Below are 18,555 nucleotides of genomic sequence, written 5' to 3' on the forward strand. Positions count from 1 at the left end.
GCGAGACACACTCTGCGAGTGCAATACACACCGAATCCGGTGCAATGCACAACGACTCGGGAGCCTATTGCATAGTCCAACACACTGACAATCAGTGTGACCGTCGCCACATGGACCGTCTTACGACGTCGACGTGGTGCCGATCGACCAATACCGCTCGGTCTTATCTCTCATCGCTTTATCAGGCTCCGACGTTACCTATCCGATACATAACAGGACAAATCTGTCATGCACTTAGCCACCCTTAAGGTGTCTGACCTGCACAGATCGTTGGGTGATTTGTCCAGATTGTGACGCTCATCTCGGGTGCATGCGGGGCGGAACGGGCAGTCCGCAGCGCTGGAGTTCGTACTCCGGGTTGCGCTGAATGCGGTAGTCGGAGAAGCCGAACGACTGCGGCAAATTCTTCTTGAAACGCTCGAAGGACCACGTGTCCTTATACGACTCGATCCGATCGACGGTCTGCGAACACGTCAGCGCTTCCTTCGCCTGCGCAACCATGTCCTCGTCGAGGAAGCCCGGCAGCACCGGCCATTTGGGATAGGCGCCGGACTCCGCGATGACCCACTCGGCGGGCAGGTTCTTGTCGTGCCCGATGCGACCGTCCTCGAGGCGTTCGGTGTGTGCGGCGATCGGGTACGCGAGTCCCATCTGATCGATCACGCGGACGTCGAGCGGAGCGTTCATGCTCGTCATCCCGAGATTGAGGAAGTAGACGGTCGCCTTGCGCTCTGACTGCGGGGTGTTGTCCGGCAGCTTGGCCACGTACCACTCGTCGTAGTTGTTCGACGGCAGGATCACTCCACCCTGCGTCCGGTACTCGTCGATCCGCTCGACCATGGCACGCATGCGTGGGTAGTCGAGGTAGTCGGCTGCGGTGACCGGGTTTTCGTTGCCCATGTTGGTGACGTAGAACCGACGCTCGTCGACGATGCCGCTGCGTCCGATGTCGATGCCGGCGTTGGGCAGCACCTTCTCATGGCAGACGATCGCCCAGACGAGCGTCGTGATCCACAGCGCAGCCATCACGGTCGCACCGCCGAGTTGCACCATCACGCGTCGGCGCCGACCCCGGTCCTTCACCGCGTCGACGCCGCGTCCGAAGGCCGCGCGGACATCGGCAACAGCGGGCAGCGAGAGCGGTATGACCATGACCGGGAGCAGGATCGTGAACATCGGCGTCAGCAACACACGGCCGTGCATGAAGTCGCCACCCTGGCGCAGCCAGTAGACGCCGACCACGAATCCCGCGACCACGATGGCCACCGTGACGGTCGTCGGAGTCTGCAGATTGCGCGACCATCGTGACAGTCGCTCGCGGACCGTCGGGCGTTCTGTGTCCTTCGACGTGTCCTTTGACGACGCCGCGGCGCTCGAGTCGTCTCGTGTGGCCGTGCGGTTCATCCGGATGCCCACGACGATCAGGACTCCCGCAACGATCGCGAGGACGACCGGAAGGACAAGCGTGTACGGCCCGAAGAGGTTGCCGAGATAGACGAAACCCTGATGCCACTTGGACCCGCTCGCATCCTTCGCGACGGCAGGGTTGGGAATGAGCAGTGCGTAGTAGCCCATCCGGAAGATCTGATAGCCAACCGGCAACACCGCGGCACACAGCACAACGCCGACACGCATCTTCCACGTCAGCGGCGCCAGGAAGACCAACAGCAAGGCGATTCCGCCGACCACGGCGAGTTCTGGCCGGATCAGCGGCGCGAGACCCGCCCAGAACGCGAGGAACAGCGTCGCCGCTGCTCCTCGGTATCCCGCGTTTCTCTGCGCGCCCTCCGGAGCGGCACCACCGGACCGTCTTCGGGACCAGGCGATCAGCAGACACCAGAGCACCGCGACCCAGAAGATGCACAGCCCGTTTTCCAGGCCGCTCGTGGCAAAGTCACGCGCGGGTGGGATCGCGATATAGATGATCGCTCCCAGCGGCAGCAGCAGCGTGATCCCGGTTGCAGCGGGACCGGTGATGCGCGGTCCGAGCAGTCGCGCCGTGCCGTACATCGCGATCGGGATCGCAGATACCGAGAGCACCAGTGCGACCCACAGGGCGACGTACTCGAGCTGACCGTCGGTCACCCATGCCCAGAACCACAGCAGGTAGGTCCACGCCGTCGACGTGTTCGCCTCGACTCGCTCGCCCGCATTGAACACCGGTCCGTTGCCTGCGAAGAGGTTTCGCAGCGTGCGCAGCACGATCAGACCGTCGTCGGCGATCCAGCGACGCTGCCACGCACCGATCGCGAAGAAGGTTGCGACCCCGATGGCCCCGATCAGGAAACTGACCGTCGCCGTCCACTCACGCGGCCCCCACGACGACAGAAATCGCCGACGCCCCGCTCCCGGCGGGGGGCCGGCGGCCGCACCGTCGACGGCCTTGTCACTCTCGTCGTCGACCTTGTCGTCAGTGCGGACGTCATCGGGGCCGACGTCATCAGAGCCGACATCAGCTCCGGTGTCCTCGCCGACGGGACCGGTTTCCGGATCGGCGGCACCAGACCGCTCACCGATGACGGGGATCACCATCGTGACGTCGGTGCCCACGGCTCGGTCGGCGTCGTCATAGGAGTCCGCGGTGCCGGGGATCTCTCGAAGTCTGTGTCGCCCCGCGCGAGCGGGCTCGTCACGAACGTCAGACGACATAGACCGCGACACCAACACAGACGATCCATGCCAGCGCCAGGATCTGCAGAATGCGGTCGCCGAAGGCGATCTCTTCGGGTTCGCCCGCGGTACCGCCGTCGACGACGACGGCATAGCGCAGAATCGCGATGGTGAACGGCACCATCGAGATGGCGTACCACACGTTGGTGTCGTGCCCGGAGTTCTTGTCGAACGCCCACAGGCCGTAGAACGCGACGACGAGCGTCGCCGACAGCGTCCACACGAAACGCAGGTAACTCGTGGTGTAGTACTGCAGCGATTTGCGGATCTTTGCGCCGGTTCGCTCGGCGAGAACCAGCTCGGCGTAACGCTTGCCCGCTGCCATGAACAGCGATCCGAAGGCCATGACCAGCAGGAACCACTGCGACAGTTTGATGTCGGTCGCGGTACCACCGGCGATCGCGCGCAGCAGGAAGCCGGACGAGACGATGCAGATGTCGATGACCGGCTGGTTCTTGAGCCCGAAACAGTAACCGAGCTGGATCACCAGGTAGATCGCGATGACCACCGCGGTCTGCCAGTTCGCCGAATAGGCGATCAGCAGCGACGCCACACCGAGCACCACCGCGAGTACGTACGCGAGCTTGACCGGCACCACGCCGGCGGCGATCGGCCGATAACGCTTGGTCGGGTGGTTGCGATCGGATTCGACGTCGATCGCGTCGTTGATCAGGTAGATGCACGACGCCGCGAGACAGAACGCCACGAAGGCGATACCCGCGCGGCCGAGCACGTGTGCGTCGGTGATGCTGCCCGCGGCGAGCGGAGCTGCCAGCACCAGGACGTTCTTCACCCACTGGCGTGGGCGGAGCGCCTTGATCAGGCCGTCGACCCGGTTCTTCGGCGGGCCGACCTTCTTGCCGTGCTCGATGGGCTCCTCGCTCATGCCTCTCCTCGGTTCCTGATCGCCCACGCGGCAGCGGTCCGTGCGGTCTGCCCGGGCACCAGTGCAAGTGCACCCGCTCGGGCCGCCACACGCGCGGTGCGCGTGGCACGCGGATGCCCTGCAGCCGTGCGTGATGCCTGCTCGAACAGCGTGTCAGCACCGATGACGGCTCCAGCACCCAGCGCGCCGAGTGCGGCTCCCGCGGCGACGTCGCTCGGATAGTGAACCCCGAGCACAAGCCGCGAGGTGAGCATAGGTGGCACCAGAAGTGCCGGTAGCAGGTAGGGCGGCAAACCGGCGGCCCGACCGATCAGAATCGACGCCGCAGTTGTCGACGTCGCGTGCGACGACGGGAAGCTCAACTTGCTCGGCGTCGACACCCCGATCCGGATTCTGGGGTCGTGCGGCCGGGGGCGTCGGACGATGCGTTTGATGATCACCGACGCCGCGTGCGTCCCGAATGCTCCGACTCCGGCCTCGACCCATCGACGTTGCGCCGTGGCGTCGCCCCGACGACGAGCGGCGGCGTACCCGAGTCCCGAGATGGCCAGCCAACCGAGCGAATGCTCTCCGAAATGCGAGAGAGCCCGCGCTGTCGGGAGCACACCGGGTCGGTCGTAGAGCGCATCCTGGATGGCGATCAGCGCGTCGACCTCGCGGCTCTCGCCGCGACTGACTGCATCGTTCGACGACTCGTCGCGTTCCGCGACGTCCCGATCATTCGATTCCGAAGACACCCGCCCAGCTCTCCTTACTGGTCAAGTCCTGATGAGCGGCGCGGTAGCGCTGCGCCATCTCAGGAAACCTCTCGTTGAGTTCACGCACCAGGGCAGCGGATTCGCGTGCGAGCGCGATCATCTTGTCGCGGTCTCGCTGGCGATACACCACTCCCCGACCATCCGCCGTGGTGACCGTGACACCGTCGACCCGCCCGAGCGAGAACCACCGCGCCTCGATGGGCGGGTAGTTGGCTTGCGGCACCTCGTGATGACGAGGGTCTGCCGGGCGCAGGTTGTTGACCACCGACGCCGCGAGCGCCTTGATCTTGCTCACCGGATTGGTCGGCACATTGACACCGAGATGCGTTGCCTCCCCGCTGGTTCGAGGCAGTTCGGTCGCCGAGGGCAACACGACCGCGTCGGGGTACTGCTTACGCATCTCCGCGATCTTGGGAAGCGCTGTCGGCAACAGGTCGCGGATGTGATCCGGTCCCGCGAGGAAGTCGCGGATCGCTTCGTTCTGAATCGCCACCGTCGAATATTCAAGGCTCAGAAGATGTTTGGCAGTCGCCTTGACCATCGACTGCAGAATCCCCTTGATCGGACCGTCGTGGTGGATCGAGGCGACGACGAGCCGGTTGCGAAGGTGGAAGTACGCCTGCCAGTCGATGGCGTCGTCCTTGTCACTCCAGGCCATGTGCCAGATGGCGATTCCCGGGATCGTCGCCGTCGGGTAGCCCGCTTTCGCGGCACGCAGGGCGTACTCCCAGTCGTCCCACTTGATGAACAACGGCATCGGTAGGCCGATCTGCTCCGCGCATTCACGCGGGATCATGCACATCCACCAGCCGTTGCCCTCGACGTCGATCCGACGATGCAGGTTCTTGGAATTCTCCCTGTCGCGCAACGGGTACTGCGCGAAGTCGTGGTCGTACTCGACGAAGGGCGCGGCCGTCCACATGAAGTTGTGGTGATTGATCACCTCACCCATCGAGTGCAGGTGACTGCGGTCCTGCAGGTTGAGCATCTGACCGCCAACGAGCATGGGCGACTTGGCAAATCGCGACATCGCGAGCGCGCGCAGGATGGAATCCGGCTCGATCGCGATGTCGTCGTCCATGTAGAGGATGTACGGGCTGTCGGTGAGCCGCAGCGCCTCGTACATGATGCGCGCGTAGCCGCCCGAGCCGCCGAGGTTGCCCTGGTCGAAGATGTGCAACCGATCGCCGAGCGCTGCGGAAGCTTCCTCGTAGCCGGGCTCGTCGACGACGTTGCGCGTGCCCTGGTCGGGCATGAGCACGGCGTCGATCACCGCGTCCACCAACGGATCCGACGTGAGCGCGGCCAGTGCATTGACCGCGTCCGTCGGCCGGTTGAAGGTCGGGATGCCGACGGTGACGCGCTTGGTCTCCGGGCCTGTAGCCGCTGCAACCGCCGAATACCAACCCGCCGAGACGATTTCGGTGTCGGTGTCGGTGGTGACGTCGAACCAGATCCATCCGCCGTCCTCGAATGGCCCGAGGTCGAGCTCGAATTCGATGACGCCGTAACCATGTTCGTCGGTGGGCACCAGGTCGCCGCCGATTCCAATGCGCGAACCGTCGACCTTGGAGCGGTAGAGGTCCACGCGGCACGTGCCGCGGACCTCGACGCGCAGCACAACCGACTTCAGGACCGACCAGCGTCGCCAATACGACGCCGCGAACGCGTTGAAGTAGGTCTCGAAGCTGACCTCCGACTCGCCTGCGAGAAGCACAGACGTCCTGGTCGGCGCGTGGGCACGACGAGTGTTGTTGTCGGACTCCACCTGATAGAGCGAGCGCACGTCGATGGGCTCACCCGGCCGCGGGAAGATGACCCGCTGCAGTAGTTCGACGGCCTTCGACTCGGGAACGCTCGGCGCCGTCGCCGGCTGCGCCCCGGTGGTCTCGATCGTCTCGACAGACGTCGTTTCGTTGGAAACAGTCACACTCATCTACTCCGCCTCCGCCAGCGGCGCACCGTCACTCAGGTGCGGCGCCAGCGTGTTCTCGAACATGGTGAGCGCACTCGCGATCGCCATGTGCATGTCCAGGTATTGGTAGGTGCCCAACCGGCCGCCGAACAACACCTTGGCGTCTGCGGTCTCGGTCTTGGCAAGCTCCCGGTAGGCGGCGAGCTTGTCGCGGTCCTCCGGGGTGTTGATGGGGTAGTACGGCTCGTCGTCGTCGTTGGCGAATCGGCTGAACTCGCGCATGATGACGGTCTTGTCCGTCGGATAGTTCTTGCGCTCGGGGTGGAAGTGGCGGAACTCGTGGATACGCGTGAACGGGACGTCGGCGTCGTTGTAGTTCATCACCGGGGTGCCCTGGAAGTCGCCGGTTGCCAGCACCTCGGTCTCGAAGTCGAGGGTGCGCCATCCCAGGCGTCCCGCCGAGTAGTCGAAGTACCGGTCGAGCGGGCCGGTGTAGACGACCGGTGCGTCGGGGTTGGCGGCGCGGATCTCGTCGCGGATGGCGAACCAGTCGGTGTCGGTGCGCACCTCGATGCGCTCGTCGGCCGCCATGTTCTCCAGCCACGCGGTGTACCCGTCGACCGGCAACCCTTCGTAGGTGTCGTTGAAGTAGCGGTTGTCGAAGGTGTAGCGCACGGGCAGCCGCGTGATGTTCGACGCGGGCAGGTTCTTGGGGTCGGTCTGCCACTGCTTGGCCGTGTACGCCTTGATGAACGCCTCGTAGAGCGGGCGCCCGATCAGGCTGATCGCCTTCTCCTCGAGGTTCTTGGCGTCCTTCGTGTCGATCTCGCTGGACTGCTCGGCGATCAGCGCGCGCGCCTCATCGGGGCTGTAGTACCGGCCGAAGAACTGCGACACCAGGCCCAGTCCCATCGGGAACTGGTACGCCTGGCCGTCGTGCAGCGCGAACACCCGGTGCTGGTAGCCCGTGAAGTCGGTGAACTGATTGACGTAGTCCCACACCTTCTTGTTCGACGTGTGGAACAGGTGGGCGCCGTATTTGTGCACCTCGATACCGGTTTCGGGCTCGGCCTCCGAATAAGCGTTCCCGCCGATGTGCGACCTGCGCTCGACCACCAGAACCCGCTTGTCGAGCTGGGTCGCCGCGCGCTCGGCGATGGTGAGACCGAAGAACCCGGATCCGACGATGATCAGATCGAAGGCGGAGTTCGACACGACGGTGCTATTGGTGGCCACGGGTGTTCAGGGTAACGGACCCGACAACGGTGCTATCCACACACGCAGGGGAGTCGTCCACACACGCGGGGGCAGCGTCGTCGACGCACGCAGGGTCGAGGTGGTCGACACGCGCGAACACCCTGAGACGACGTCGCGAGTCCCCTATTCGGACGTGATGTGCCCCGAGCACACAATTAAGGCTGGCCAGGGCCGGTATAATCAATACATCGGGCTGTAGAAAACGGCTCACCGAAGACTGTGCGACGCAGTTTGTGTACCGCTGTTCGAGTACCGCGGATTGCGCAACTCCCCGAGGAGTCCGCCAATGACCTCCCAGCACATCACCCCACCAGTCTCTCTGCGTAGTTCTTCGACGTCTGACGTCCCGATTCCGCCCCGCACGCCGATGACCCGGTTCTTTCCCGCGCCGACGCACAGTCAGCCACCGCAGTCGTTCGGCACCCCGGAACCGGAGTGGCTGACCTGGCTGGCTTCGCAGAGCTGGCCACAGGTTGCCTTCGACATCGATCGCCTCGTCGTCGTCGCAGCTCATCCCGACGACGAGATCCTGGGGGCCGGTGGCCTCGTGCATGCCGCGGCGGCGAACGGCATCGAGGTGGTCACGATCTGCGCCTCCGACGGCCATGCGACCCACCCCGGATCGCCGGAGCAACTGGCAAACCGTCGACACCTCGAACTCGATGCCGCGTCGATGCTGCTCGGCCTTGACCTCCCGCGGTGGGGCGGCCTCCACTCGGGAACCCTCGAGCAGTACCCCGACCGGCTCGACGCGATGATCACCGACGCCCTCGACGACCGGCCGGGCGCCCGAAACGGCCTCTTGGCCGTCTGGGATCACGACGGCGAGGCCGATCACGAAGCCGTCGGCCAGGCCGCCATGCGTGTCGCAAAACCACGCGGTATCCAACTGTGGATGTACCCGATCTGGCTCTGGTACTGGGCACATCCCGGCGACGCGAATGTGCCGTGGCACCGTGTGCAAACCATCGGCGTCTCGCCGATCGTGATGGCCGTGAAGAATGCCGCTGCGCGATCCTTCGCGGAGCAGAAGCGTCCCCGCAACGCGGACGACAACCCACAGCCCATTCTCGGCAGCTCGATCACGTCGCATCTCCTCCGGGGTACGGAGTATGTTTTCGGCTGAAAGGTCGCGGCCAAACGTCTCCGCACAGCACCAAATGTGCGCCTGTGACGAAGTGCTGTGTGGATGCCTTGCCGAAGGAGTAACCGTTGACTGACCTCACCTCGCGGACAGACGCACCGACCACGTGGACGGGCACTGAGATCGCACAGAAGAGTTCGGAGATCGCTCGCATTGTCGCGCAACTGCAGTCGGAGAGCACCGACAGCGACATGCTGCTGCGCCTGTTCACCAAGGCCGCCGCCGAGGCGATCGGCTCGGACTACGCCAGCATCACCATCGTCACCGAAGGCCGGATCGAGACGCCGGTGATGATCGGCGAGATCGCGGCACAATCGGACGCGCTTCAACAGGAACTCGGCGAGGGACCGTGCATCCGCTCGGCCACCGACGACACCACGATCTGGATCGACGACATGCGTCGAGAAACGCGTTGGCCGACGTTCTGCGCAGCGGCCGCCGACCTCGGCATCGGGTCGATGGCGTGCTTCTGCCTCTACATCGCGGGCGAAGAACGCGGCGCACTCAACCTGCACAGCACTGTTCCGAACGCCTTCGACGACGAGGCGCGGGCCCTCGGCCAGTTGTTCGCCGCCCACACCGCGACTGCGTTCTCGGCGGTGCGCGAGAAGGAGCAGCTCCGCACGGCGCTCAGTTCACGCGACCTGATCGGCCAGGCCAAGGGCATGCTGATGGAACGGTACCGACTCAGCCCCGACCAGGCGTTCAGCCTCCTCGCGCGGCTCTCCCAGGACTCGAACACCAAACTCGTCGACATCGCCGCCCAGGTCGTCGACGCCGGCCCGGAGTAGTCGGGCCGGGTCGTCGGCTCGGGGGTCGTCGGCTCGGGCGGTTGGCTCGACGCCACAGCGATCGGGCCGCCGCACTGATTGACCGCGGCCGGCCCGACCCGACCGCTCAGCGCAGCCGGTCGGCGCGCGGGAAGCCGAGCACGGGGACGCCGCCGCGCTGCTGGAAGTCGGCCAGCCCTTTGCCCGCGAGCGCGTGGGCGCCGGTCGGCTGGCTGAAGAACATCATGCCCTTCTGGAAGAGCTGCGTGACCCCGGCGCCGTCGGGCGTCAGCGTCGGGACGCCGACCGCCTGGCCGAGCGGCCCGGTGACGCCACCGAGATCGCCGAGCTTGCCGTTGAGCGCGTCGGTCGCGATGCCCAGGAGCTTCGACGACCCGGGCACGAGGTTGTCGGCCAGTCCGGTCAGCGAGTCGGGGATCAGCGAGCCGAGATCAGCAGAACCCAACCCGGCGCCAGCACCCGGCCCCGTCGGCGGGGTCACGATCTTCGGCTTACTCGTCTGGCCCTTCACCGAGAACCACGACGACTTGAGCTGAAGCTTGGTCCGAACGTCCTCGCCGGTCGCCTCGACGGTGCCGCCCGAGCCGGAGACGCGGACCCGCAAGGCGCGACCGTTCTCCGGCCCGAGCCCGTTGGCCTCGATCACCTCGAAACTACGCAGCGCACCGACCCCGAAAGCGGACGCGATGCTCGACCCACTCACGTTGGCAGTCCAATTGTGTTCCGGCGCAATCGAATCGCCCTCGTCGACGACGGCCGGGAAACGTCCACCCGCGGTGTAACCACCGGTCGACGCGGAGAATTCCGTGAACGCCGGCTGGCCGTTCTGCCGCAGGATCTGTCCCGCGGTCGCGTCGGCCGCACGATTGGTGCGCGGGTCCTCACCCGCGACTCCGCCGTACATCTGGGAGTTCTGCGTGTCGTCGATCTTCTTGCCGCCCGCGATGGCCGAGAGCGCGTAGCTCCGCGCGACGACGGCCTGCGCCTTGAGCGCTTCCATGCCGCCCGAGTCGCCCCAGCTCGGAATGCTCTCCTTGGCGATCACACCCTTGACGTAGTCGTCGAGGTTCAGTTTGTTGACCACGCGTCCGCCGTCGAGCCCGAGCGAACCGCGATACGCCGCGTTCGATCCGCAGAACTTCAGCAACTCGCCACCGGGGCGATTGGTCGCCGGGTTGATCGGATCGACGAAGGTCGCGGGCACCGATTGCACCGCGCCGCCGCCACAGCCGTTGGTGATGGTCGCGGTTCCACCCGAGATGCTGACAGCCTGCCCCGGCTGCACCTGCACACTGCCCACACGCGCACCTGCGTCAGCGCGGACGTTGACCGCGGACTGTTTGCTCAGCCCGACGGTGATGTCGGGGCGGTCGGCCTTGCTCAGCGTCGTCCCGCCGTAGAAGTGCTGCAGGATCTTCGACGACGACCAGCCCTTCTTGGCGTACCCGTATGCACCCCACTGGCCCATGCCACGGCCGTGACCGTGCCCGTGTCCGATCAGGACCACGCCGGGGTCGGCCACGAGACCGATGTCGGATCGCGCAGAGAAGCCGTCGCCCGCGATGACCCCTCCCACCAGCAGCGCAGGGGCAACGGCACAGACGACCGCAGACGATGTTCGACGACGTCGACTCCCCGGACGCGCCCGGGAGACGAACGGATTCGACAGTCGGAGTTTCACGGCTGTCCGCACCTCCAGCGCGCAGTTGGTCAGACTCTCCCCATCGAGGCCTGTTACAGATGTGACTAATGGGACGTATGTGACCATAGTGATTCTTCTTCCAAATACCAACCTCAGGGCATAACAACCGCGTCACGAGTTGGACGGCCTCCTCGCCCCGACCACGCGCGCATCCACGCCGCCTGGGCGCTCCGTACGGCCGACTGGGCGTTCCGTACGGCCGACTGGGCGCTCCGTAAAGCCCACTGGGCGTGCCCAACTTTCGGATCGCCGCAGTTCTTAACCTGTCGGTCGCTCGCGACGCTTCCTATCGTTCGACGCACCACCGCGGGCCCGTCTGCCGCACGGCATCACGCAGATCGACGATTCACCGGCATCAGAACCGCACCGACTTCCACCTTCAGGGGACACCTCATGACAAACACGCTCGACGTCGCTCCCGAGACCCAGATCTCGCGCCTCACGGTGCCCGAGATCGACGACCTGCCCGACGATCTTCAACGCCAGATCCGTTCCATCGAGCGTCAATTGGGCTACATCCCCAACTGGGTGCGCGCGTTCGCGCTCGGTGGCGCACACGCCGCGCGGTTCAACGAATACATCCTCGGACTGCTCGACCCCAACGCCGGCCTGCTCCCCTACGCCGACCGTGAACTGATCGCCACAGTCAGTTCTGCCGAAAACGGTTGCTCCTATTGCCGTCTCAATCACGCCGTGAGCCTCGGCGATGCACTCGGCGACAAGAAGCTCGGCACCCGAATCGCCGTCGACTACCGCGAGGTCCGTGAACTCACCGCCCGCCAGCGCACACTCGCCGACTTCGCGGCCACGCTCTCGGTCCGCCCGGGGGAAGTCTCCGACGACGACCTCGACGCGCTGCGCGACCTCGGACTCGACGACGCCGCAATCTACGAGGCGATCCAGGTCGTCGCAGCCTTCGCCGCGGCGAACCGGTTCAGCATCGCGCTGCAGGTACGCCCCGACGACCAGTTCTTCGACTGACACCCACCGCCCAACACCGCCACAGCGGAAACTCCACCGCCGAAAACACAACAGCCGCAACTCCATAAGGGAAACGCCATGACAGAGACAACAATTCAACCGACCACCACCGAATGGGTGATCCCCGAGGACACCCTCGAACGCTTCCGCGAGCGCGCCGTCGCCCATGATCGCGACAACACCTTCTTCGCCGACGACCTCGCCGACCTCTCCGAACTCGGCTACCTGCGCGCAACGCTGCCGGTCGAACGCGGCGGCCTCGGCCTGACGCTGCACCAGCTCAACGCCGAGCAGCGCCGCCTGGCCACGTTCGCACCTGCCACCGCGCTCGGGATCAACATGCACCTGTACTGGGTCGGCCCGATCACCGATCAACTGGCACAGGGCAATTCGGATGTCTCCTGGCTTGCCGACGAGGTCGCGGCGGGCAAGGTCATCGCCGCCGGACACGGCGAACCCGGCAACGACCTCGTCATCGACGATTCGACGACCATCGCGACTCCGGTCGAGGGTGGTTACCGCATCACCGGCCGAAAGATCTTCACCTCGCTGTCACCGGCGTGGGATTGGCTCGGCGTGCACGCCCGCGACAACTCCGACCCCGAACACCCAAAGATCGTGCACACCTTCATTCCTCGCGGAGAAGGCGTCACCACCGTCGAGACCTGGGACACCCTGAGTGTGCGGGCAACAGCAAGCCACGACACTCTGCTCGACAACGTCTTCGTTCCGCACGAACGCACCGTCGGCGTCGTCGAACTCGGCGAGCAACCCACCGGATACGTCGCGGGCATCTTCCCGTGGGTACTTCCGGCACTCGGCAACATCTACGTCGGAATCGCCCGCCGCGCACTCGATCTCGCGATCGCCTCGGCGACGTCGCGCAGCGCGCTCAGCCTCGACGGTGAAACCGTCGCCCACAAGCCGTTCACGCAGTATCACGTCGCGGAGGCCGAACTGGCACTCGAAGCCGTGACCGGCGCACTGGACGACCTCACCAAGTCGCTCACCGCCGGTGAGGATCTCGGCGACCGTGCCCTCCTACGGCTGTTCGCCGCAAAGGAGAACAGCACCCGGGTCGGCCGACAAGTCACCGACCTTGCGCTCGAGATCGCGGGAGCCGGTGCGCTGCATCGTCGTAACGAGTTGGAGCGGCTCTACCGCGACGTACGCGCGGGCAGCTTCCACCCACCGAACTCCGACGCGGTGCGCGCTTTCGTAGGGGCGTTCGCGCTCGGACTCGCCTGACCCCTCGACCTCAGCTTGCGCGGTGGTTCTACCCGAACCACCGCGCGAGCACCCGCGCGACGCCGTCCTCGTTGTTGCCGACCGTGACTTCGTCGGCGGCGGCGATCGCAGCCGGATGCGCGTGTCCCATCGCAACCCCGTGCCCGGCCCAGGTGAGCATCTCGACGTCGTTCGGCATGTCACCGAACGCCACGGTGCGCTCGCCCGAAAGCCCTGCGAGGTCGATCAGTTTGTCGAGACCCGACGCCTTGTGCGTGTCGGGCACCGAGAGCTCGATCAGTCCGTTGTCGGTGGAGAAGGTGACCTGCGCGATGCCGTCGACCTCCGGCAGAAGTCGCCGCGCCATCTCACCACTGGCCAGATCGGGCTGTCGCACAAGCAGTTTCACCACCGGCTCCGAGTAGACCTCGTCGTCGCCTACCTCGATGTGGTCGGGGTTGAGCCACGCGTGTCGATAACCCGCGGTCGCCACGAAGGGCGGTGTCGCAGCGTCGAATTCCGACGAGCCGACCCGTTCTCCGGCAACCCCGGCGTCGGGAAGACACCGCGCGATCACCTCGCGGAGCACCGCGAGCCGATCGGTTTGCAGCAGAGCCGAATACACGATCTTGTCGTTCGCGATGTCGTAGATGATCGCACCGTTGGCGCATACCGCATATCGCACGTTGACCGCGGAACCCGGGAATTGGTCGGTGATCTCGGCGATCCAACGAGGTGGCCTGCCCGTCGCCAGGACGAACTCGGTGCCGGCATCACACGCTGCCCCGAGTACGCCGATCGTGAAGGGCGACACCGTGTTCTGGTCGTCGATCAGGGTGCCGTCGACGTCGCTGGCAATCAGTGTCGGCGGGCCGTCGAATCCGACTGTGCTCTCGCCGGTCGACGCTGCGGATGCGTCACTCACCATTGGCCTTTCGCTCGCGGGCAGCAGCCTTGCGCTCGGCTTCGTCCTTCTCGATGACCGCAGCCTCCTCGGGTGTGGGTGCCGAACCACCGAGTCGGTGGGGCACCCAGAACTCACCCTCCGGGTGCGATCCGTAATCGTGCTGAACACGCAGGAGTTGCTCGCGCATCACGTCTCGTAATCGCGATGTCTCCTGCTCCGGATTACTCGCGGCCGCAACCGTTATCGGACTGCCGTAGCGCACGCGCACCGGAATCCGACTGCGCCCCATGTCACGTGTGCCACCCTTGGTCCACTGTCGCTGCGCTCCCCAGACGATGGTCGGAATCAACGGCACTCCTGCCTCTGCGGCCATGCGCACCGCACCGGTCTTGAAGTCCTTGAGCTCAAAGCTGCGACTGATCGTCGCCTCCGGATACACCGCGACGATCCGACCCTCTCGCAGCGACGAGACCGCGCCCCGAAAGGCTTCGACACCTTGCGATCGATCAACGGGCACGGAGCGGGTGAGGGTGATCAAGAACCGCATGATGGCGATATCCATCATCTCGGACTTGATCATGAACCGCGTTCGACGCCCCGCCTGGTACACGCCGTACGCCGCGGGCAGGAAGTCGACGTAGCTCGTGTGGTTGATCACCAGGACCGCACCGCCGTCGGCGGGGATGTTGTCGAGACCGTCGAATCGGAGGTCCATCTTCTGGCCGCGGACGATTCCGGTGGCGATCAGTTCGAGAACACGGAAGACCGGCTCCCGACGCGACGAGTCGCCGTTGTCACCTCTCGACTCAGAACTCACCCGTCCAGCCTATCGGGCAGGCCGCCGCCCACCTGAGGGCAACCACTCGGGGTGCCTACTCCGGCGACGACTCGTCACGCGCCGCCCTGCGCGCGTCCCGGGCAGCCTTCTCCTCGGCGTCCAGGCGGTTGGCTTCCTCCAGCGTCGGCGCCGAACCTCCCAGTCGCGCGGGCACCCAGAACTCGCCCTTGGGGTGCTCACCGTAGGCGTCCTGTAGTTCGAGCAGCTTCTCGCCCATCGACTTGTGCAACTGCGCGGTCAAGGTGTCAGGGTCGCCGACGGGCTCGATCGGCTCGGCCACGCCGACCATGATCTTGTAGCCCGTGCGGCCCAGTTGCTTGGGGTATCCCTTGGTCCAGACGCGCTGCGCCCCCCAGATCACCGTCGGGAGCAGCGGCGCCCCGGACTCGAGTGCCATGCGCGCGGCACCGTTCTTGAAGTCCTTGAGCTCGAAACTCCGGCTGATCGTCGCCTCCGGATATACCCCGACCAGCTCGCCCTGCTTGAGGTACTCGACTGCCTGGTGATAGCTGTCGGCGCCATTGGCCCGGTCGACCGGGATGTGCTTGAGCGCCCGCATGATCGGCCCCGAGACCTTGTTGTCGAAGACCTCTTTCTTCGCCATGAACCGCACGTACCGCTTGCCCTGGAGATACGCCGGGATGCCCGCGTAGGTGAAGTCCATGTAGCCCGTGTGATTGAGCGCAACCACGCCCGGCCCGCTCTTCGGGACGTTCTCGACGCCGGAGATCTCGAACTTCAGGCCTTCGGCCAGCCACAACAGTCGCGCGGTTGTGATCACAGAGGCGTACACGGGTTCCATGTGTCGAGCTTAGCCAGTGCCGCAACACCTGAGCGTGACTCATCTACACCCGCGGGCACATACGAGGAAGTGCGCCCTGTCACAGCGATCGAGAACGGTACCGAAGCCCCATGACGCGAGTTGCACGCAGTCGATAGATTGGATGGTCGAGAGCTCCACCGCGCGACCCGTAGAACTTCAGCCCCCGCGCGAACACGAAAGGCCCCACGTGCAGATCACCAGTATCGGACACGCCGGTTTCCACCTCCAGACCAACGCAGGCTCGATCCTCTGCGATCCCTGGACCAACCCGACGTACTTCGCGTCGTGGGTGCCGTTCCCCGACAACTCCGAACTCGACTGGAAAGCGCTCGGCCAGTGCGACTACCTCTACGTCTCGCACCTGCACCTCGACCATTTCGACGAGCGCAACCTGCGTGAGAACGTCAGCAAGGACGCGACGGTCCTGCTCCCCGACTACCCGGTCCCCGACCTCAAGCGCGAGCTCGAGAAGCTCGGGTTCACCAAGTTCGTCGAGACGACCGACTCGGTCAAGACCACGGTCAGCGGCCCCAAGGGCGACCTCGACATCATGATCATCGCGTTGCGCGCACCCGCCGACGGCCCGATCGGCGACTCCGGCCTCGTCGTCTCCGACGGCGAGACCACCGCGTTCAACATGAACGACGCCCGACCGATCGACCTCGACGTCATCGCCGAGCAGTTCGGCCACGTCGACGTCCACATGCTGCAGTACTCGGGCGCCATCTGGTACCCGATGGTCTACGACATCCCGAAGCGCTCCAAGGCCAACTTCGCCGCGCAAAAGCGTCAGCGCGGCATGGACCGCGCCCGCTCCTACATCGAGCAGGTCGGGGCGACGTGGGTCATCCCGACAGCAGGCCCACCGATGTTCCTCGACGACGACCTGTTCGAGCTGAACGACTTCGGCTCCGGGATCGACGATCCCTCCCAGAACGCACGGCCGGGCGACGTGACGTCGATCTTCCCCGACCAGGAGACCTTTCTCGAGCAGATGGTCATCCACGGCACCGACGACGGCGAGCATCACCGCGGCCTGATGATGGTGTCGGGATCGACGGCCCGCTTCACCGGTTCGACGCTCGACGAGGTCAGCCACCCGTACGCCCCGCACGACGTGTTCGGCGAGAACAAGCAGGCGTACCTCGAGCAGATGAAGGAGAAGTTCGCACCGGTCATCGCCGCACAGAAGGAAACCTGGGCAGTCGACGACGGCGAGTCGCTCCTCGAACCTCTCCGCGAGTTGTTCGAGCCGATCATGGTGCAGTCGGACCTGATCTGCGACGGCATCGGGTACCCGGTCGGCCTGGTCATCACCCCGGATTTCCGTAGCAAGGACGGCGCCGACCACCCGCAGGCACAAACCGTCGTCCTCGACTTCCCCAACCGCATCGTGCGCGAGCCGAAAGAGGGAGAAGGCAAGTACCGCTACGGTTTCCGCATCGCCCCCGAACTGGTGCGCACGGTGCTGCGCGATCAAGAGCCCGACTGGGTCAACACCATCTTCTTGTCGACGCGGTTCACCACGTGGCGCATCGGCGGCTACAACGAGTACCTCTACACCTTCTTCAAATGCCTCACCGACGAGCGAATCGCATACGCCGACGGCTGGTTCTCCGAAGCGCACGACGACTCGGCGTCGATCGTCAAGGACGGCTGGGAAATTCAACGCCGCTGCCCGCACCTCAAGGCCGACCTCTCCAAGTTCGGTGTGATCGAGGGCGAGAAGCTCACGTGCAATCTGCACGGCTGGCAGTGGGACCTTCCGTCGGGGCGCTGCCTGACGTCGAAGGGACATGAGTTGCGCTCCAAGCACATTGACGCAATGTGACAGTCCTGAGCGTGACAACTCAACCGTGACATACGAACCGTGACAACAGAACTGTGACAACCGAACCGGGCCAGCGCACGTACGCCGGGCGTCCTGTCGCCGACCGGCTGGCAGAGAGGCGTCGACGCTTTTTCGACGCGGCACTGGGCGAATTCGCCTCCGTCGGCTACGCCAAGTCGTCGGTGACGTCGATCTGCCGAGAAGCAGGTCTGTCGCGTCGACAGTTCTACGAGCTGTTCTCCGACCGCGAAGAACTCCTCGTCGCGCTCTACGACGAAATCCAGGGTGCCGCCCGAGATGCCGTCGCAACCGCGTTGTCGGAGAGCACTTCTCGTGACACGCACGTCTTGGCAACCGCTGCGATGCGCGCCTACATGCGCTCTGTGGGCACCGACCCCCGGCGTGCCGAGGTGTCGTTCGCACAGATCGTCGGAGTCAGTCCGCGCGTCGAACAGCACAGACTCGACGGCCGCGACGAGTGGGTGTCGTACTTCGTGGCCGCGATGTCGACCTTCGCGGGGAGGCCCACCGACTCACGCACCGATCAGCTCGGAATCGCCTTCGTCGGCGCACTCACCGCGATCGTGCACCGCTGGAGCCTCTCCCCCGATCCCGAGTCGATCGACGACGTCGTTGAACTTCTCGCCGACGTCCTCCTGGCGTTCGCCGAAATCTGACTCCTCTGAGGATCCGACCAGCCTGTCGAGACCTGACCGACGCTGTCGAGATCTGACCAACTCCGCGCCGATCTTGTGTGCCACACCACACTGGAGTAGCTTCTCCCCACAGTGAGACGTCGGTGTCTCACTCATTGGCAGCGAGGAG

The 18,555-nt window shown here is 65.2% G+C and carries 15 protein-coding genes; 6 read left to right on the top strand and 9 right to left on the bottom strand.

Annotated elements, in window-relative coordinates:
* Window positions 1-297: 297 nt before the first annotated feature.
* From zomB to glf, 5 genes are read right to left on the bottom strand one after another with little or no spacing between them, the layout of a single operon-like run.
* Entirely contained in the window at window positions 298-2,649 is a 2,352-nt protein-coding gene (zomB, locus tag A5785_RS04370; protein ID WP_053117511.1) for a flagellar motor control protein ZomB, read from the bottom strand.
* Window positions 2,639-3,556 (bottom strand): decaprenyl-phosphate phosphoribosyltransferase, encoded by a 918-nt coding sequence (locus A5785_RS04375; RefSeq protein WP_049700195.1) that lies wholly within the window; start codon window positions 3,554-3,556, stop codon window positions 2,639-2,641. Before A5785_RS04375 ends, zomB begins: the two co-directional genes overlap by 11 nt.
* Window positions 3,553-4,293 (bottom strand): phosphatase PAP2 family protein, encoded by a 741-nt coding sequence (locus tag A5785_RS04380; RefSeq protein ID WP_049700196.1) that lies wholly within the window; start codon window positions 4,291-4,293, stop codon window positions 3,553-3,555. Before A5785_RS04380 ends, A5785_RS04375 begins: the two co-directional genes overlap by 4 nt.
* On the bottom strand, window positions 4,274-6,250 hold the full coding sequence (locus A5785_RS04385; RefSeq protein ID WP_231894229.1) for a glycosyltransferase: 1,977 nt from the start codon (window positions 6,248-6,250) through the stop codon (window positions 4,274-4,276). Before A5785_RS04385 ends, A5785_RS04380 begins: the two co-directional genes overlap by 20 nt.
* Window positions 6,251-7,465 carry a UDP-galactopyranose mutase gene (gene glf / locus A5785_RS04390; protein ID WP_049700197.1) on the bottom strand — a complete coding sequence of 405 codons (1,215 nt, stop codon included), beginning with the start codon at window positions 7,463-7,465 and terminating at the stop codon, window positions 6,251-6,253.
* A gap of 307 nt (window positions 7,466-7,772) precedes the next feature.
* Here glf and A5785_RS04395 point away from each other — a divergent pair, with 307 nt between their 5' ends.
* Both A5785_RS04395 and A5785_RS04400 read left to right on the top strand, forming a co-directional pair.
* Window positions 7,773-8,612 carry a PIG-L deacetylase family protein gene (locus A5785_RS04395; protein ID WP_049700198.1) on the top strand — a complete coding sequence of 280 codons (840 nt, stop codon included), beginning with the start codon at window positions 7,773-7,775 and terminating at the stop codon, window positions 8,610-8,612.
* A gap of 86 nt (window positions 8,613-8,698) precedes the next feature.
* Window positions 8,699-9,421: a GAF and ANTAR domain-containing protein gene (locus A5785_RS04400; protein ID WP_049700199.1), complete on the top strand. Its 723-nt coding sequence runs from the start codon at window positions 8,699-8,701 to the stop codon at window positions 9,419-9,421.
* 106 nt (window positions 9,422-9,527) lie between these two features.
* Here the strand turns inward: A5785_RS04400 and A5785_RS04405 are convergent, their stop codons facing one another.
* The gene (locus tag A5785_RS04405) at window positions 9,528-11,102 is read right to left on the bottom strand and encodes a SpoIID/LytB domain-containing protein (protein ID WP_152930125.1); all 1,575 of its coding nucleotides are present in this window, start codon (window positions 11,100-11,102) and stop codon (window positions 9,528-9,530) included.
* A 414-nt stretch (window positions 11,103-11,516) separates the two neighbouring features.
* Here A5785_RS04405 and A5785_RS04410 point away from each other — a divergent pair, with 414 nt between their 5' ends.
* Window positions 11,517-12,104, top strand: coding sequence for a peroxidase-related enzyme (locus tag A5785_RS04410; RefSeq protein ID WP_049700200.1), 588 nt, complete (start codon window positions 11,517-11,519; stop codon window positions 12,102-12,104).
* Window positions 12,105-12,182: 78 nt separating this feature from the next.
* The gene (locus tag A5785_RS04415) at window positions 12,183-13,352 is read left to right on the top strand and encodes an acyl-CoA dehydrogenase family protein (RefSeq protein ID WP_049700201.1); all 1,170 of its coding nucleotides are present in this window, start codon (window positions 12,183-12,185) and stop codon (window positions 13,350-13,352) included.
* Window positions 13,353-13,380: 28 nt separating this feature from the next.
* Here A5785_RS04415 and A5785_RS04420 read toward each other — a convergent pair whose 3' ends face one another.
* From A5785_RS04420 to A5785_RS04430, 3 genes are read right to left on the bottom strand one after another with little or no spacing between them, the layout of a single operon-like run.
* Window positions 13,381-14,256 (bottom strand): HAD family hydrolase, encoded by an 876-nt coding sequence (locus A5785_RS04420; protein ID WP_082938014.1) that lies wholly within the window; start codon window positions 14,254-14,256, stop codon window positions 13,381-13,383.
* On the bottom strand, window positions 14,249-15,055 hold the full coding sequence (locus A5785_RS04425; RefSeq protein WP_049700203.1) for a lysophospholipid acyltransferase family protein: 807 nt from the start codon (window positions 15,053-15,055) through the stop codon (window positions 14,249-14,251). Before A5785_RS04425 ends, A5785_RS04420 begins: the two co-directional genes overlap by 8 nt.
* Window positions 15,056-15,110: 55 nt before the next feature.
* Window positions 15,111-15,878, bottom strand: coding sequence for a lysophospholipid acyltransferase family protein (locus A5785_RS04430; RefSeq protein WP_049700204.1), 768 nt, complete (start codon window positions 15,876-15,878; stop codon window positions 15,111-15,113).
* Window positions 15,879-16,086: 208 nt separating this feature from the next.
* Here A5785_RS04430 and A5785_RS04435 point away from each other — a divergent pair, with 208 nt between their 5' ends.
* Both A5785_RS04435 and A5785_RS04440 read left to right on the top strand, forming a co-directional pair.
* Window positions 16,087-17,730: a Rieske 2Fe-2S domain-containing protein gene (locus A5785_RS04435; RefSeq protein ID WP_049700309.1), complete on the top strand. Its 1,644-nt coding sequence runs from the start codon at window positions 16,087-16,089 to the stop codon at window positions 17,728-17,730.
* Window positions 17,731-17,783: 53 nt separating this feature from the next.
* A complete protein-coding gene (locus tag A5785_RS04440) occupies window positions 17,784-18,407 on the top strand; it encodes a TetR/AcrR family transcriptional regulator (RefSeq protein ID WP_049700205.1) in 624 nt (207 codons plus the stop codon).
* Window positions 18,408-18,555 lie beyond the last annotated feature (148 nt).

The organism is Gordonia sp. 852002-50395_SCH5434458 (genome assembly GCF_001665905.1).
Lineage (GTDB): Bacteria > Actinomycetota > Actinomycetes > Mycobacteriales > Mycobacteriaceae > Gordonia > Gordonia jacobaea.

Excerpts from the sequence above, each read along its gene's own strand:
- zomB (WP_053117511.1), bottom strand. The coding sequence starts at position 2,649 with ATGTCGTCTGACGTTCGTGACGAGCCCGCTCGCGCGGGGCGACACAGA.
- A5785_RS04375 (WP_049700195.1), bottom strand. The coding sequence starts at position 3,556 with ATGAGCGAGGAGCCCATCGAGCACGGCAAGAAGGTCGGCCCGCCGAAG.
- A5785_RS04385 (WP_231894229.1), bottom strand. The coding sequence starts at position 6,250 with ATGAGTGTGACTGTTTCCAACGAAACGACGTCTGTCGAGACGATCGAG.
- A5785_RS04395 (WP_049700198.1), top strand. The coding sequence starts at position 7,773 with ATGACCTCCCAGCACATCACCCCACCAGTCTCTCTGCGTAGTTCTTCG.
- A5785_RS04410 (WP_049700200.1), top strand. The coding sequence starts at position 11,517 with ATGACAAACACGCTCGACGTCGCTCCCGAGACCCAGATCTCGCGCCTC.
- A5785_RS04415 (WP_049700201.1), top strand. The coding sequence starts at position 12,183 with ATGACAGAGACAACAATTCAACCGACCACCACCGAATGGGTGATCCCC.
- A5785_RS04430 (WP_049700204.1), bottom strand. The coding sequence starts at position 15,878 with ATGGAACCCGTGTACGCCTCTGTGATCACAACCGCGCGACTGTTGTGG.